Below are 15,306 nucleotides of genomic sequence, written 5' to 3'. Positions count from 1 at the left end.
CCATGATTTTCAGTGCTTTGTGGCATCAATCGTCCGGTGTACATACCCGAATCCGGTGGCCGTCGGGGTCCAGGGCCACAAAGGTGAGGCCAAAGACCGCTTCATGCAAGGGCTGTTCAATGGTGACATTGCGTTGCTGCCACTGTTCATATAATCGGATCACTTCATCGTCTTCCGGCACCATCAGCGAGAGCTCACTGCGGTGTCCGTTTCCTCCGGATACAAAGTTTCTGGCTTCTTCAGACCAGAGTCCCAGGCTGAGTCCATTCTCAAAATCGAATGCTGCGTAAGTCGGCAGAACAGCTGAAGGTTCGCGGTCAAAGAGTGTCTGATAAAACTGGGCACTGGTTTCAGGACTTTTCACATAAAATAACAACAGGTTAGGTGTCAACATAACTTTCCTTTCTTTTATACGTGGGTTAGGAATGAGCTTAGATTAACCCGTGACACTGTCAGAAAATGGCAGTATGTTAGGGCTTTAATCTGAGTGCATATGCGAACCGAACGTTTACTTCAGCTTCTGCAAATTCTCCGTCAGCATCGGCATCCTGTGAGCGGTCAGTTTCTGTCGGAGGCGCTGAATGTCAGTATCCGAACACTGTATCGAGACATTGCCACGTTGCAGGCGCAGGGGGCGCAGATTGAAGGAGAGCCCGGCATTGGCTATGTCCTGAAACCCGGTTTTTTTCTGCCGCCATTGATGTTGAAAGAGCAGGAAGTGGCAGCACTGATGCTGGGGATGCGGTGGGTCTCCACTTTTGCCGATCAGCCCTTAGCGGTCGCGGCTCAGGAAGCTTTGGCAAAAGTGACCGCTGTATTGCCTCCGGATGTGATGCCGGGTGCCAATGAAGTGCCTTTGCGGGTCGGACCGCCAGTGAAAACGCGAGACGAAGATTTATCTTTGCTGCGCAAGGCCATTCAGCTGGAGCGCCAGTTGGCGATTGCGTATCAGGACCAAAGCGGTCAGCCGACCAACCGGGTGATCTGGCCGTTTGCAATCGGGTATTTTCAGGATGGCAGGATTCTGGCGGCCTGGTGTGAATCCCGGCAGGATTTTCGCCATTTTCGGACCGACAGAATTCGCCAGGCGATGCTGCTGGATCAGCGTTATCTGCGGCGGCGTCATGATCTGTTTCGGGAATGGCAGGCCCAGCAATTGGTTCCCACCAAGCGCTCTGAAAGAAAGATGTAACGAATGACGCGCAATGAAACAACATGGCTCAATGGTGCACTGAACAAAGAAAAATAGGATCGCTGATCGGTGTGATTGGCGATATCAAGCAAGGACAGATATCACTGCATGGAAACCCTATTCCCGCCACCTTTAAAGCCGGGGGATAAAATTGGCTTTTTCTCGCCGTCTTCACCCGCCACCGTGTTTGCGCCGCAGCGGTATGAACGAGCGAAGCAATTTCTGGCGTCAAAAGGGTTTCGCCTGCAAGCTGGCAGTCTGACCGGGCATTCGGATCACTATCGCTCTGGCTCTGTTCAGGCTCGGGCAGAAGAGCTGAACACCCTGATTCGCGATCCCGAAGTACGGTGTGTGATTTCGACGATTGGGGGCAATAACAGCAATGCGCTGCTGCCTTATCTTGATTACGAAGCCCTGAAGCGGGATCCGAAAATCATCATCGGCTATTCAGATGTCACCGCATTGCTGATGGGGATTTATGCCCAAACCGGATTGATCACTTTTTACGGACCTGCGCTGGTGGCTTCTTTTGGTGAATTGCCGCCTTTGGTGGAGCAAACTTATGATTCTTTTTTTGAAGTGCTGTGTCAGACGGGTAAATCGGTCTATCAATATCAGATGCCACCGGTCTGGACAGAGCAAATGCTGGACTGGGAAACACAGTCTGATCCGAAAGTTTGCCGTCCGAATCGGTGGGCGTTTTTGGGCGAAGGGGTCACCAAGGGACGTTTGATTGGCGGGAATCTCAACACCATGGCTGGGATCTGGGGCAGCCCGTATATGCCTGACCTTCAGCCCGGCGATATTCTGCTGATTGAAGACAGTCTGAAGGGGATCGAGACGGTCGAGCGCGCCTTTGCGCACCTGAAACTGTGTGGTGTATTCGATACTGTATCGGCCATCATCTTGGGGAAACATGAGCTGTTCGATGATAAAGGGACAGGCAGAACACCGCTTGATGTCTTACAGGAAATCCTGAATGGGCAGTCGCTCCCGATTCTGGCCGGTTTTGACAGTTGCCATACACACCCTATGTTAACGGTGCCGCTTGGTGCCGAGGTTGAAGTCGATTTTGACCGGGAAAGTATCCGTCTGAATGGGGCTTGGTTGCGTGAATCGATTGAATGAAAGGAATATAGATGTCGTTTTTGATCAGAAAGGCGGTTGTCGCGGATGCAAGGTCCATTTTTGAATGACGTCAGCGGGCAATCTGGGCCAAATGTGCGGCTGATTATCCTGAAGCGCAGTTGGCGCTCTGGACACAAGGGGAGATGTCGGCACGATTTATCGCCGACGTAGAACGGGCATTTTTTGTCGCTGAATCAGAACAACGTGTGATTGCCAGCGGCATGATCAATGTGGACGACGGGATGGTCGATGCTATTTTTGTGGTGCCTGAGTTCATGGGACAGGGCGTGGCACAGGCCATGCTGAGTCATCTTGAACACCTTGCGCGCGAGGCGGGTTTGCCAGCGATGAAGCTGAATTCAACCTTGAATGCAGCGGCGTTTTATCGGCATTGCGGCTTTGAGGGTGATGAGATTTCGGTGTATGAATCGCCGGGCGGTTTGCAGCTGGCCTGCATCCCGATGGAAAAATCTTTGCTTTCAACGCTTTGAGTTTTCTGCGAACAATGACTTTTCCCTCCCCTTGGCAAGGGGAGGGTCAGGGTGGGGTTCGAACAGCGCGCACGAATTTGGCCTGTGTGCACAAGTAACCCCCGCCTCACCTCCCCCTTGAAAAGGGGGAGGGACTGATCGCGTTTGCTGTAAGTCTTGCGTTTTCCCTCCCCTTGGCAAGGGGAGGGTCAGGGTGGGGTTCGAACAGCGCGCACGAATTTGGCCTGTGTGCACAGTAACCCCGCCTCACCTCCCCCTTGAAAAGGGGGAGGGACTGATCGAGTTTGTTGTAAGTCTTGCGTTTTCCCTCCCCTTGGCAAGTGGAGGGTCAGGGTGGGGTTCGAACAGCGCGCACGAATTTGGCCTGTGTGCACAGTAACCCCGCCTCACCTCCCCCTTGAAAAGGGGGAGGGACTGATCGCGTTTGCTGTGAGTCTTGCGTTTTCCCTCCCCTTGGCAAGGGGAGGGCCAGGGTGGGGTTCGAACAGCGCGCGCGGATTTGGCGGTGGTGCATGGTAACCCCCGCCTCACCTCCCCTTGAAAAGGGGGAGGGACTGATCGCGTTTGTTGTCAGTCTTGCGTTTTCCCTCCCCTTGGCAAGGGGAGGGGCAGGGTGGGGTTCGACAAGCGTGCACGGATTTGGCGGTGGTGCATGGTAACCCCCGCCTCACCTCCCCCTTGAAAAGGGGGGACTGATCGCGTTTGTTGTAAGTCTTGCGTTTTCCCTCCCCTTGGCAAGGGGAGGGCCAGGGTGGGGTTCGACAAGCGTGCACGGATTTGGCCTGTGTGCACAGTAACCCCCGCCTCACCTCCCCCTTGAAAGGGGGAGGGACAGATCGAGCATGCTGCGATCACTAATGATTCCCTCCCCTTGGCAAGGGGAGGGTCAGGGTGGGGTTCGAACAGCGCGCACGAATTTGGCCTGTGTGCACAGTAACCCCCGCCTCCCCTTCCCCTTGAAAAGGGGGAGGGACAGATCGCGTTTGTTGTGAGTCTTGCGTTTTCCCTCCCCTTGGCAAGGGGAGGGCCAAGGTGGGGTTCGACAAGCGTGCGCGGATTTGGCGGTGGTGCATGGTAACCTCCGCCTAACCTACCCTTGAAAAGGGGGAGGGACTGATCGCGTTTGTTGTCAGTCTTGCGTTTTCCCTCCCCTTGGCAAGGGGAGGGTTAGGGTGGGGTTCGAACAGCGCGCACGGATTCGGAACTGGCGCTGGTGTTTGATAACCCCCTCCTAGCCTCCCCTTGAAAAGGGGGAGGGACTGATCGCGTTTGCTGTGAGTCTTGCGTTTTCCCTCCCCTTGGCAAGGGGAGGGATTGATCGAGTTTGCTGCGAGCAGGAATATTTATTCCCCTTCAATTATTTTTATCAATTTGATTCAACAGAGGAAAATTTTACCCTTATGGCGATTTTAACCATACTTACGGCCCCGGATCCGCGCCTGAAGGAGCAGTCTGTCCCTGTAACAGATGTCGAATCTGTACAGACATTGATTGATGACATGCTGGAGACGCTTTATGCCACCAGCAATGGGATTGGTCTTGCTGCAACGCAAGTGGGCCGGGAAGAAGCTGTGGTCGTTATCGACATCTCTGAAACACGGGACGAACCCCTGATTCTGGTCAATCCTGTCGTGACTCGCGGAGCAGACAAGGTGATGGGGCAGGAAGGATGTCTGTCGGTGCCGGATTATTACGCGGATGTTGAGCGGTACCGGTCCGTGGTTGTTTCAGCCCAGGATCGGCACGGGAATCCGATCACCATCGAGCGCGATGATTTTCTGGCGATTGTCATGCAGCATGAGATTGATCACTTGAGCGGGAATCTGTTCATTGACTACCTGTCGCCGCTGAAGCGCCAGATGGCCATGAAGAAAGTGAAGAAAGCGGTGAAGGCGATGGCGCGAACCGCCTGAACCGAGTACAAAACATGACGGGCCTTGCGCTCAAAGCCCGTCATGGAGTGTTATGCGCCGAGCTGAGATTCCAGTTTCACCAGCATCAGGTCTGCGGTTTGCAGCGCACCTTCGACCCAGCCCTGACTATGGGAATACGCTTCACCACAGATATACAGATGCGTTTGTGGCAGCGGCTGTACGATTTGGTTCGCCACGTCATCGCTCTGGACACCAATGTTCCAGCTGTTCCAGCCGCCGCCGTACGGGTCATCACCCCAGTCGCGGAAAGCGGCCTGTAACGGCTGTGTTTGAGCACTTTCATTGGGTCGTACGTCATGCATCTGGTCAATCTGACGGGTCACCTCGGTCACCATGGCGGCGGGCGCCTCATGTTCTGCCCACTGTGGATCGACGCTTTGCTGTTTCAGCAGTCGGCCCGTAAATGCCCGTTTTTCAGTGAAGGGTAAAACTTCGAGTTGTTGCTTCCAGGCCAGACCACGTTTTTGTCGGTAGCCGTCCCAGAAACCGACGTTGACACCATCATCATAACTGGCCATCAGAATCGCCGGGCCGTCGAGTGCCGGTTGTCCCTGATTGGTGGGCCAGTAATAGGTCTGACGTACTGGCATGTCGGTCACACTACGCCCGGACTCAATCCCGGATTGTTCGACCCACCAGGGCGACTGGTAAGTTGTGAACAGTTTAAACAGCGGTCTGGGTGTGACGCTGCCAGTCAGCGCTTTCACCGCGGGCTGCTGCAGCACCGGGCAGCTGGGTTCCAGTAAATCCAGTGAACGTCGAGGCATCGCAAGCACGATATGCGTTGCTGTACACTGAATCTCGTCAAAAGTCGTGATATCCAGCTCTGTTGTGAAATTCAGGCTAAAGACACCATTCACCTGTTCAAAGCTGCTGAGTTTGTGCCCCATCAGGAGCTCGCCCCCAATCGTCTGAAATTCTTCTGCCAATGTCAGCGGGACTGATTGGAAGCCTTGTTTAAAACCAAAATATTCCACATTGTCACCAAAATCAGTCAGGAACCAGGGAATGGCATCCGCGGCATTCCAGTTCGACATCGTGGAATTATAGCCACCGGCATCTAAACAATAATGGTAATTCTCGCTTGTCATGACGACCTGCAGGACATTCCAGAAACCTTGCTCATAAAGTTTCTTACCGTTGAAATCAGCATTCATTGTCATTTCACGACGCTGTTTCTCGGTCAGATCCGGATTGGTGATTCCGGGAACAATGATATCCAAGGCTTCAATGATGACGGCTCCGGGTGTTTTGGCGAAGGCGTCCGGGCTGGTGTTATATGGGATAGCGTGCGGGTTATTCTGGTAATCCTTGAGTCTAAGCCGGACATCCCGAAGGAAGGCGATGTTGACCGGGGTATCGACCGGGAACGGGTAAAACTCAATGGGATCTGCCAGTGAATGAAACTGATTGATTTCATTCAGCAGCGCGTGAATCAGGGGTTGACGCTGGGCATCCAGAATCCGCATCCCGCCCAGCTCTGCCACCATATTGCTCACATCCGGGGCTTTGACGGATAATAAACGGCCGCCGACGCGATCACTGCCCTCAAAAACGGCAATGCGCTTGCCGGGAAAATTCTTCTTCAGTTTCCAAGCGCTGTACACGCCGGAGACGCCTGCGCCGATAATGGCAACATCATAATGTTCACTCATGGGTCGCTTCCTTGTGATTCGTTGATGATTTAAGACAAGGTGCTGAAATGATTCGGATTGATTTCATCCAGCAGGTCCTTGTGGAAATAATTTAAAGACGGGCGGCGCAGCGGGCTTGTGGATGCCTTCATGTTTGCACTGGACTGAACGGCTGCCGGATCTCTTGCGGTGCGGATATCCAGCACAAATGGTTTGTTCTCCGTCAGCACAAAGGCGATCGCAGCTTTCAGGGCCGCGTTCAGATCTTCGGTTTGTTCGACGACCTGACCCTGCACGCCAGCGCCCATCGCATCGGCGATTTGCTTGAAGTTCAGCGCCGGATGCTGTAGCGACAGATAGTCCACTTCGTAATTGTGATAATCAGCATTGTCGGTGGGATTCGGCTCAACCGGCTTTTTCTTTGGCTCCCAGTCGTACGAGTCTATGACTTCCTCCAGACCGTTTTGCAGCGTATGGTATTCCCGGTTGTTGGTAATGATGTAGAGCACGGCCAGCTGAAATTTGGCTGCAGTCCACCAGACCTGAGGATAAAAGAGTGATGAACCATCCCCCACGGCATTGATCACTAACTTAGGGGTCACGCCCTGAATGGCGGTTTGCTGTTTTTTGATCCCCAGCGAGGCGGGCATTGACCACCCGAGCGACCCCCCGGACACACAGTAATAACTGACAGGGCGGCTCATCTCCCGGTTCAGCGGCATCAGATACTGGAAGCTCGGGCTGTCGGAGACGGCTTCATGAACATAAACAAACTGGTTGGCGAGTCCCTGTTCTGTAATGGCCTGCGCTAGATAGTGCGGGATTAGTGCCGGGTTGATGCCATCGGCCGGGGCCTGTTCCGCCTGATGCAAATAAGCGTCCCAGTCCTGACGACGTTGCTGGCTCAGTTGGCTTAACAATTGATTCCGCTCATCTCTGGCCTGCTGCTGTTCCGGTGTGACGGGTAAACCGGCCATGACCTCGTTCAGTTTTTCCAGACTGGCCCGGATGCCACCCAACACAGCATGACTGCCGTAGTAGTTTTTCCCGATATCCCAGGTGTTATTCGACAGATAAAGAATATCCACTGAAGGGGGATCAGCGGGCCATCGGCATAATTGAATACCGTGACCTGCGCCTGATTGCTCCAGCCAACCAGAAAAGCGACGTCGTGGGTTTGAAACAGTGCCTGCAGCATGGCCTGATTGCCGGGCAACTCGCCCTGCCAGTGAATATCATCGTTGGGGAAATTCGCCAGACTGCTGAACGTTTGCAGTGACACCGGTGCGCCGACAGTTTGTGCCAGAATCCCCAGCTGTTCGGCAGCGTTGTCGTACCCGACGCCGTCACCGGCGATGATGATTGGATTTTTAGCTTCAGAGAATCGTTTGGCCAATCGCTGAATTTCGTCGACATCCCCACAAAAATTGGTTGGAATCCGGGTAATGCCCGGCAGCTTTTCAGGCTGATTGGGCAGTGGGTTGACCATCATGAATTCCCAGGGAATAGAGATAAAGACCGGGCCGCAAGCTGGTGCTTTGGCTTCTTTGAACGCCCGTTGTAACACCATGGGAAATTCATAAGGGGTTCGCAGTTCGTGGGACCACTTACAATACTGTTTGGCAAGTTCGGCAATATTTGAAGACAGCAATGGTTCCTGAGTGACCAGCTCATTTTGTTGCTGGCAACACAAAATCACCAGCGGGGTATGAGAGCGATACGCATTAAATAAGTTACCAATGCCATGGGCAATCCCGGGTGTGATATGTACCACCAGCACACCGGGCTCCCCTGTCATTCGTGCTGCACCCATGGCAGCACCCATGGCAATGTTTTCATGTAAACATTCCACATATTCCACATTGTTTTCAGGGTAAGCAGTGCCGTCGATAATCGGAATTTCGTTGGTGCCGGGAACGCCAAAGATTTGACGAATATTCAATTGATTGAGTGCATCGTAGAGATAATCACGCATGATACGTGGCGGTAGGTCTGACATGAGGTTTCCTTTTTGAAATCGGGGACAACGACCTCCCAATGAAGTTAACTAAATGTTAAATGTGCTTCTGGCCTATCGAACCTAGTTCAGTGAATCTGGGCGTACAAATTTGATTTCCAGCGTTTGAAAAGCAAAGTAATGCATTCAATCGCAATACCGGATTCAGTGAATTAGGCTTATGTGATACCAAGCAGGAAATGGATGAAAATAGAATTAAACCTCTGTTTTTCATTGGAATGTTTTATCGCTTTCACTTGATTTCAATGCTGCTCTCTGTATACTCCCGAACCTTTTCAAAGTTTTATATTGAGAGACAGTTAAATAAAAGAGGCACACGCTGACAGAAAGATTCTCAATGACGCTGGGATTTCAGATTAGAAAAAATAAATAAAATTGATTCGGTCTGGCATTAAAATTAAATCTACATCACAAAAGGTAATGACGATGCGACGGATAAATGTCATCGGAACCAGTGGCAGTGGTAAATCAACATTCAGCAGGAATCTGGCAGCGGCTTTCGGTGTTCCGCATATTGAAATGGATGCTTTGTTCTGGAAGCGGAATTGGGGGGAATCAACGGACGATGAGTTTTTTGCAGCCTTAGAAACAGCAATAACTCCCCCAGCATGGGTATTGGACGGCAACTACCACAGGACAGTGCCCATAAAATGGCGGGAGGCTGATACGCTCATCTGGATTGATTACTCCTTTCTGCGAACACTTGTTCAGGCTATTCGGCGTGCCATCAAACGTTGCCTCAGTCAGGAAGAATTATGGCCAGGCACCGGGAATACAGAAAAATTTCGAAATACTTTCTTGAGTCGTAATTCAGTGGTCTGGTGGACAATCAAAACCTATCATTCTAACCGGGAACGATATCTGAAAATTATGGCGGATCCCGCCTATGCACATTTGAAATTTATACAATTACGCAGCCCGGCAGAGGCCAAAGAGTTTATCCTTCAGCAACAGAAAATTCAGGCAGCGACAATTTCACCTGCCTCAGAACAATCAGGACGATAAACAATGATCAGAAAATTTAAATCCGCAGATATGGAATCCGTACTGAATATCTGGCTGGCCGCATCTTTGAAAGCGCATGATTTTATTGCGGCAGAATACTGGCAATCTCAGGTAGAGAATATGCGAACGATGTATATTCCGGCATCCGAGGTCTATGTGTATGAACACAATGATCAAGTCAAAGGTTTTTACGCGTTATACGAGACCATGCTTGCTGCTATTTTCGTGGCGCCGGATGCGCAAGGGCAGGGGCTGGGCAAAGCTTTGATGGCCCATGCAAAAGTACAGCGCGCTTCACTGACGCTGAATGTTTATCAGCGGAACGAAAACAGCTATCGCTTTTATCTATCACAGGGATTTCAGATCACGTCTGAAAGCACAGATGAGCATATAGGCGAAGCCGAGTGGGTCATGGGATACTCGAGCTCACCCGCTTGCGGATGAGTTTCTGTTGAAAAATCAACCCAATTCATCCATGGTTTGAAGCTGTTACGTGTCGCTGTTCAGGGAATGAAAGGATGCAAAAACCAGCTTTGCTTGCACTGGCCGGACTGTGTGCCGGGTTCGCGCCGTCCTCGTATGCGGTTTCGATGATCGACCCGGTCGATCATATGTTCGATATGGGGGAATATCTTGCAGAAAATGCCTATGGTTTTCTGCCTGTTCCCATCATTATTACGGAACCTGCGTTGGGCGGAGGCGGAGGAATTTTCGGTGTTTTTCTTCATGAATCTGATGCTGAAAAAGAAGCCCGGCGAAAGCTGGCCCTGAACTCACTGGATGGCGGTGCCAGGTTGATCCCACCGGCGATCACCGTGGTGGGGGGCGCTGCGACAGCCAACGGCACCTGGTTTGGGGCTTTGGGCCATCGGAGAACCTGGAATCAAGATCATATCCGGTATCTGGGCGGTGTTGGCTACGGCGATATCGTCATGGATATTTTCAATGACTTTGGGGGGCGTCTGCCCGCCAGTCAGGCCTTGGGGTTTGAAACACAGACGCAAGGCGCAGGCGTCATTCAGAAGCTCCAGTTTCGCGTGCAGGATACCCCGTTACTCTTAGGGATGTCACAGTTCTGGACGCGCACGGAAGTCAGCGCTTCGAACCCAACGGTTGATCAGCTTTTTGAGCGTATTCTGGGCAACAGTACAACCTCGTCAGGTCTGGGGGTGATTGCGGAGTATGACACCCGCGATAATATCTTTTTCCCGGCCAACGGCTATCAGGTTTCTGCAGAGTATCTGTTTTTCCGGGATGGGATTGGAAGTAACTACAACTACGATACGTTTGCTTTGGATGGCCAGATCTTCTTTCCGCTTTCCAAACCACTCACACTGGCCTTTGCCGGGGATTACCAGTCGATCCAGACGGACGATCAAAGCCTGCCGCCTTTAGTGAAACCTTACGTTCAGTTGCGGGGAATTTCGGCTTACCGCTATCAGGATAATTATGTCAGCGCCTTACAGACTCAGCTGATGTGGCACATTGATACCCGGTGGACGGTATCGGGCTTTATCGGCGTCGGCTCTGCAGCCGGAGAAAGTCACGATTTGTATGAGCAGAGTGAAACAGCCTACGGTACTGGTTTCCGGTATCTTATCGCCCGCCGTTACGGCCTGCGTACGGGGATCGATTTCGCTTTCAGTGACGAAGAAAACGCCTTCTATTTTAATGTGGGATCGGGGTTTTGAATTGAATCAATCCGTTTAAGCATCTGGGGTGAGCAAGGAGATGATTCTTCATCTCCTTGAGATGTTGGCCGCGATGATTGCTCAGAAATTAATTGCCAAAGTCAAAATCAAACGTCTGGTAAAAAGCATTCCCCGTATCGGCGACCAACCAAAGCAGCACTACGACGTGATGGCCTTGTTTCAGGTGCGGCAATGCAATTTGATGCTTCGTTTGGGCGGGCAGATCATATTCCCAGTAAGGTACTTCTGGATAGATATTTTCGTAGAAGGGTTTTATTTCAAGCTGGGCACGGGAAATCGGTAAGTCTGGATTCCAGCCATCTTTGGTAATGAACGCAATATATCCACGGGTTTTATGCGCCATGGTATAAACCCACTCTATGTCGATAATTTTATTTGTTGGTACACGAATTTTAGGCCAGGCTGACTTGCCTTCGGCAATGAGTTCACTATCAGTTAAGTTCAGTTTCTGGCGCTCATCCAGACGACCACCACTACAGATGAGGCCATCCGCGGGGGGTGATCGCTTGGCGAGTCCGTGGGTTCATAGTGTGCAGGGCCACCTGACAAATCAGGGAAGTTTTTCCCACCTTCCAGCTCATTGATATGCCATTCCTGGATACCCCACCAGCCTTGTTCCACTGCGTGAAAACCGCGAGAGGGTGGATTGATGACGCGGCCATGTTTCGGGGAAATCTGGCCAACATTTGGAGATTTTTTTGTCATGACTGAAATGCCTCTTGTTGTTGATGGTTGTGGAAGTCATTCAGTTATAGACGGTAAAAAAGATATTATTCATAAGTGTGCATATGGTTGTATAGAAACTATGAAATAGCTCGAAAGTTTTCTGTCTTTCTGTCTGTAGCCTTGACTGGATGATGGGGAATGAGGTTGGTTTGCTCAATTGGGGGTTGATTCCAGAAAGGAGCGGAGTGCCTCATGAAAGATCTCAGGCTGATCCATCATTGATAGGTGTCCCGCTTGCGGGATGCGCTTCAGGATCGCGTTCGGCATGATCGCTGCCGCTTGCTCACCGTGCCTGATGTCGAACAGTCGATCGTGTTCCCCCCAAAGAATCAGCGTCTGATGCTGAATCTGGCTTAACGTTTCTGCCGGCATCGGCGAACCGCAGCACCCCTGCCCCTGCGCCATGTAATAAGATCACAGGCATACCTTCACCTGCAGTGAGATAGGCTGTGTTGATGTCATTCACGATCAGGGCAAGATCACGAACGTTTTTTGAACAAAATAGATCAGTTTGACGATCAAGGCTGGCTGTGATCATATACTCCCCTTTTTACGGGAGTTCCTGATGCATATCGATGCTTTTTCTCAATTCTTTTCAGTGATTCAAGACCCACGGCAGTCAGCAAAAATATCGTACCCACTGTTCGACATTTTGTTTCTGACCGTATGCGCCACCATTGCTGGTATGGAGGGCTGGGAAGATATCGAAGACTTTGGCGAAGCTCACCTCAATTGGCTACAGGACAAAGGACTTTTTCGCCAGGGCATCCCTGTCCATGACACGATTGCCAGGGTTGTTTCTTCCATTGAGCCTGACCAGTTTCAAGACTGCTTTTTAAAATGGATGCAGGCAGCCAACGTCCATTCGAATGGCGAGCTTATTGCTATTGACGGCAAGGTGTTACGCAGCTCCTATAACCGAGAAGATCGGCAATCAACGCTCCACATGGTCAGTGCTTTTGCGACAGCCAACGGCGTTGTCATGGGACAAGTTAAAACCCAAGATAAGTCCAATGAAATCACCGCCATCCCTGAGCTGCTCAAGCTGTTAGATATCAAAGGTTGTCTTGTCTCTATCGATGCGATGGGCTGTCAAACCGATATCGCCAAGCAGATAGTTGAGCAAGGTGGCGATTACCTATTAGCAGTCAAAGGCAACCAAAAAAGCCTGGCTAAAGCAGTACAAAAAGCGTTGGCGCCATTGCTCGAAAAAAGCCCAGCGTGTGACATCGAGCGCGGACATGGGCGTATTGAAGCGCGCGAATACCACGTCATGCCAGCGCAGGAGTTGACGACAGATTTCCCTGATTGGAAAGGGCTTCAAAGCGTCGGTGTTGCTATTGGCTATCGTATTGACTCAGCAGGGAAAGAATCGCTGGAGTACCGCTACTACATTAGCTCTGCGGTGTTCACCCCCGAACGTTTTGCCGATGCAGTCCGAGGTCACTGGGAAATCGAAAATCGGTTGCACTGGGTGCTTGATGTCACGATGAAGGAAGATGCTTGCCAAATCTATCGTGGCAATGCCGCCGAACTCCTGGCTGGTGTGCGTCACATGGCGCTTAACATGCTTCAATTAGAAACAAGCAAAAAGGCGAGCATCAGGCGCAAGCAAAAAATAGCTGCCATGAATATTACCTATTTGGAGCAAGTAATATTGGCGGGAATCCAAGGTTTGGATAAAAACTGAGCATACGTGCTCTCGCCCTGCATTCACGATGACTTCGTTTTGTGTCACGGGTCTGGTGATCAGATCGATTAATGCTAGCCTTGCGTTGTTCATGGAATGCTCATGCGTTACTTTTCGCTGGCGACGGGTGAAGCCGTGAATCCCTGGACTTGGTTTATCACCCTACCGCAAAAACAAGATAAATATGATACTCCCTACTCAAACCCGTTGCCTCAAATCATGCGAGACAAGTTTGAGCAGGAAATGGCAGAAACACCAGAAGATATTGCGTCACAGGAAGCCGCTGAAGACATCAACTTTCCGGGTTGCGATGATTTAGATCCGGGCTACTATCAGATTTCACTGAAACAGAATGGACTTCAGTTCTGGGAAAGAGCCATCGGCGATGGCTGTGAACGGGAGTTTTTCCTGACACCTGAAGCAGCGATGCCTTATGCGAATGCTGAAGGAAAGAAAGCACTCAGCCAGTTTGCGAAACTGATCCAGATGAATCAGGATGGTGATTAGTTGTGTCGCTCATTTTAGTTCCAGGAAAACGGGTACGAGGCAATCGCAGCGTCGTCCGATTGCTGTCCCGTTTTCCCACGGAGGGTGAAAGACTCAGCGAAGATTTTACCTGTCAGAACTGAAACAGCATTTACTTGCCGAGAGCCATGAATCATGCACCAGCAATGATTTCTACACTGACAATGGCGTGATCACTGGAGACTTTCTTTTTGGCCTGATTCCCGTGAGGTTTACTGGTGTCACGGTCGAGCAGGTGGTCATCCCAGACCTGATGCCGGGCGACCCGGCCGCCAGCGTTCAGGAAACTTTCCGTTAAGAAAATATAATCCAGCGAGCTGCCCTTACCGTGATAGTAGTACGTCGGGGCGTTGTCTTTTTGCTCGGCCCGGAGATAGCTACTGTCCAGCCAAAGCTGATTGGCATAAGCTTTGACTGCATGTCTGTCCTCTTCACTGCCATCGGCTTTCGGGATGTCCGGCATGTAGTTTGATGGACTGAGGGCGTCATATTCAACGCTGGTATAGTCGCAGTTCATGTCGCCCAGAACCACGGAAGGAATTTTTGAATAGCGCTGGTCTTTGGCGACATCAGCGGCCAGCAACGCGGCTTCGGCGCCACGTTGTAACAGTGCCGCGATTTTCCCTTGAGCTTGCCCCAGCACTTCCTCAAAAACTTTATCTTCCAGAGCGTCTGCTGGCGAATACCGGGTTTGATATAAAGGTCGTTTACTTTTCAGGTGGGTGACGTATACCTGAATCAGGCCAAATTCTGGCGTATTCAACACCGCTTTGATGGGTGTCCGGCTGAATGCAAAGCCATTGGCCAGGGGCAGGTTTGCCGCAACTTCTCCGGAAACGCCCACTTCAGACAGGGATACAATCGGATGCTTGGAAGCCAGCGCGACGACTGGCCGGGTGAAGACTTGCGGATCCTGCTCGTCCTGCCCGGCACGACCCACGACAGCAAAGTGCTCGAAACCTGCCGCGTTGCACAGCGCCTGCAAAGCGTTTTTACTGAACACTTCCTGAAATCCAACGACATCGGCATCGATTGCACGCAATGTGTCTTGGATCCAACCGGTTTTCTGATCCCAAAGTGCCTGAGAATAAGTATTTTGAGCCGTTTTCTCGTACCACCAGTTTCCCGGTTCCAGAAACTGATAAAGGTTAAACGTTGCGAATTTCATCCCTGTAGCCCTCTGCAATAGGTGAAAAATGAACGGGTGATGTGCCACGAACTGCAAGTGGATTCGATTCATCGTAGAAGGCGG

Annotated in this window: 16 protein-coding genes and 1 pseudogene; 9 read left to right on the top strand and 8 right to left on the bottom strand. The window is 51.3% G+C overall.

The annotated features are described in order from the left end of the window. Positions 1-25 precede the first annotated feature (25 nt). The gene (locus KDD30_RS23150; RefSeq protein WP_211650913.1) at positions 26-394 is read right to left on the bottom strand and encodes a VOC family protein; all 369 of its coding nucleotides are present in this window, start codon (positions 392-394) and stop codon (positions 26-28) included. 99 nt (positions 395-493) lie between these two features. Here KDD30_RS23150 and KDD30_RS23145 point away from each other — a divergent pair, with 99 nt between their 5' ends. The 4 genes from KDD30_RS23145 to def all read left to right on the top strand — a co-directional run bounded on the left by KDD30_RS23145 (position 494) and on the right by def (position 4,724). Then, on the top strand, positions 494-1,192 hold the full coding sequence (locus KDD30_RS23145) for a YafY family protein (RefSeq protein WP_211650912.1): 699 nt from the start codon (positions 494-496) through the stop codon (positions 1,190-1,192). A 108-nt stretch (positions 1,193-1,300) separates the two neighbouring features. Continuing rightward, positions 1,301-2,320, top strand: a complete 1,020-nt coding sequence (locus tag KDD30_RS23140) for a S66 peptidase family protein (RefSeq protein WP_211650911.1) — start codon at positions 1,301-1,303, stop codon at positions 2,318-2,320. A 143-nt stretch (positions 2,321-2,463) separates the two neighbouring features. Then, complete coding sequence (locus KDD30_RS23135) at positions 2,464-2,811, top strand: GNAT family N-acetyltransferase (RefSeq protein ID WP_371826110.1); 348 nt, start codon at positions 2,464-2,466, stop codon at positions 2,809-2,811. Positions 2,812-4,211: 1,400 nt separating this feature from the next. Next, positions 4,212-4,724: a peptide deformylase gene (gene def / locus KDD30_RS23130; protein WP_211650910.1), complete on the top strand. Its 513-nt coding sequence runs from the start codon at positions 4,212-4,214 to the stop codon at positions 4,722-4,724. 50 nt (positions 4,725-4,774) lie between these two features. Here the strand turns inward: def and KDD30_RS23125 are convergent, their stop codons facing one another. The 3 genes from KDD30_RS23125 to KDD30_RS23115 are packed head-to-tail and all read right to left on the bottom strand — an operon-like array spanning position 4,775 to position 8,378. Continuing rightward, on the bottom strand, positions 4,775-6,400 hold the full coding sequence (locus KDD30_RS23125; RefSeq protein WP_211650909.1) for an FAD-dependent oxidoreductase: 1,626 nt from the start codon (positions 6,398-6,400) through the stop codon (positions 4,775-4,777). Positions 6,401-6,429: 29 nt separating this feature from the next. Beyond that, a complete protein-coding gene (locus KDD30_RS23120) occupies positions 6,430-7,467 on the bottom strand; it encodes a thiamine pyrophosphate-dependent enzyme (protein ID WP_211650908.1) in 1,038 nt (345 codons plus the stop codon). Beyond that, entirely contained in the window at positions 7,365-8,378 is a 1,014-nt protein-coding gene (locus tag KDD30_RS23115; protein ID WP_211650907.1) for a thiamine pyrophosphate-binding protein, read from the bottom strand. The genes KDD30_RS23120 and KDD30_RS23115 overlap by 103 nt, the downstream gene beginning before the upstream one ends. Before the next feature lie 444 nt (positions 8,379-8,822). Here KDD30_RS23115 and KDD30_RS23110 point away from each other — a divergent pair, with 444 nt between their 5' ends. From KDD30_RS23110 to KDD30_RS23100, 3 genes are all read left to right on the top strand, one after another. Then, a complete protein-coding gene (locus KDD30_RS23110) occupies positions 8,823-9,401 on the top strand; it encodes an adenylate kinase (protein WP_211651949.1) in 579 nt (192 codons plus the stop codon). A gap of 3 nt (positions 9,402-9,404) precedes the next feature. Next, a complete protein-coding gene (locus tag KDD30_RS23105) occupies positions 9,405-9,845 on the top strand; it encodes an N-acetyltransferase (RefSeq protein ID WP_211650906.1) in 441 nt (146 codons plus the stop codon). Positions 9,846-9,919: 74 nt separating this feature from the next. Then, positions 9,920-11,092 carry a BamA/TamA family outer membrane protein gene (locus KDD30_RS23100; protein ID WP_211650905.1) on the top strand — a complete coding sequence of 391 codons (1,173 nt, stop codon included), beginning with the start codon at positions 9,920-9,922 and terminating at the stop codon, positions 11,090-11,092. A gap of 88 nt (positions 11,093-11,180) precedes the next feature. On the opposite strand, the pseudogene KDD30_RS23095 reads toward KDD30_RS23100, so the two are convergent. The 3 genes and pseudogenes from KDD30_RS23095 to KDD30_RS23085 all read right to left on the bottom strand — a co-directional run bounded on the left by KDD30_RS23095 (position 11,181) and on the right by KDD30_RS23085 (position 12,377). Next, positions 11,181-11,818 (bottom strand): annotated as a pseudogene (locus KDD30_RS23095) (lytic polysaccharide monooxygenase auxiliary activity family 9 protein). A 174-nt stretch (positions 11,819-11,992) separates the two neighbouring features. Next, the gene (locus KDD30_RS24945) at positions 11,993-12,211 is read right to left on the bottom strand and encodes an alpha/beta fold hydrolase (protein ID WP_211650904.1); all 219 of its coding nucleotides are present in this window, start codon (positions 12,209-12,211) and stop codon (positions 11,993-11,995) included. Beyond that, a complete protein-coding gene (locus KDD30_RS23085; protein ID WP_211651969.1) occupies positions 12,123-12,377 on the bottom strand; it encodes a hypothetical protein in 255 nt (84 codons plus the stop codon). Before KDD30_RS23085 ends, KDD30_RS24945 begins: the two co-directional genes overlap by 89 nt. Positions 12,378-12,404: 27 nt before the next feature. Between KDD30_RS23085 and KDD30_RS23080 the strand changes: the two genes are divergently transcribed. Together KDD30_RS23080 and KDD30_RS23075 are read left to right on the top strand one after the other, a co-directional pair. Further along, complete coding sequence (locus KDD30_RS23080; RefSeq protein ID WP_211650903.1) at positions 12,405-13,529, top strand: ISAs1 family transposase; 1,125 nt, start codon at positions 12,405-12,407, stop codon at positions 13,527-13,529. A 102-nt stretch (positions 13,530-13,631) separates the two neighbouring features. Continuing rightward, on the top strand, positions 13,632-14,036 hold the full coding sequence (locus KDD30_RS23075; protein ID WP_211650902.1) for a hypothetical protein: 405 nt from the start codon (positions 13,632-13,634) through the stop codon (positions 14,034-14,036). A gap of 151 nt (positions 14,037-14,187) precedes the next feature. Here KDD30_RS23075 and KDD30_RS23070 read toward each other — a convergent pair whose 3' ends face one another. Further along, the gene (locus KDD30_RS23070) at positions 14,188-15,222 is read right to left on the bottom strand and encodes an endonuclease/exonuclease/phosphatase family protein (protein WP_211650901.1); all 1,035 of its coding nucleotides are present in this window, start codon (positions 15,220-15,222) and stop codon (positions 14,188-14,190) included. Positions 15,223-15,306: the final 84 nt, after the last annotated feature.

Origin of the sequence: Photobacterium sp. GJ3, assembly GCF_018199995.1 — a bacterium.
Taxonomy (GTDB): domain Bacteria; phylum Pseudomonadota; class Gammaproteobacteria; order Enterobacterales; family Vibrionaceae; genus Photobacterium.
The sequence above is the reverse complement of the archived record's forward strand: the minus strand, read 5'-3'. Positions and strand labels throughout refer to the sequence as shown.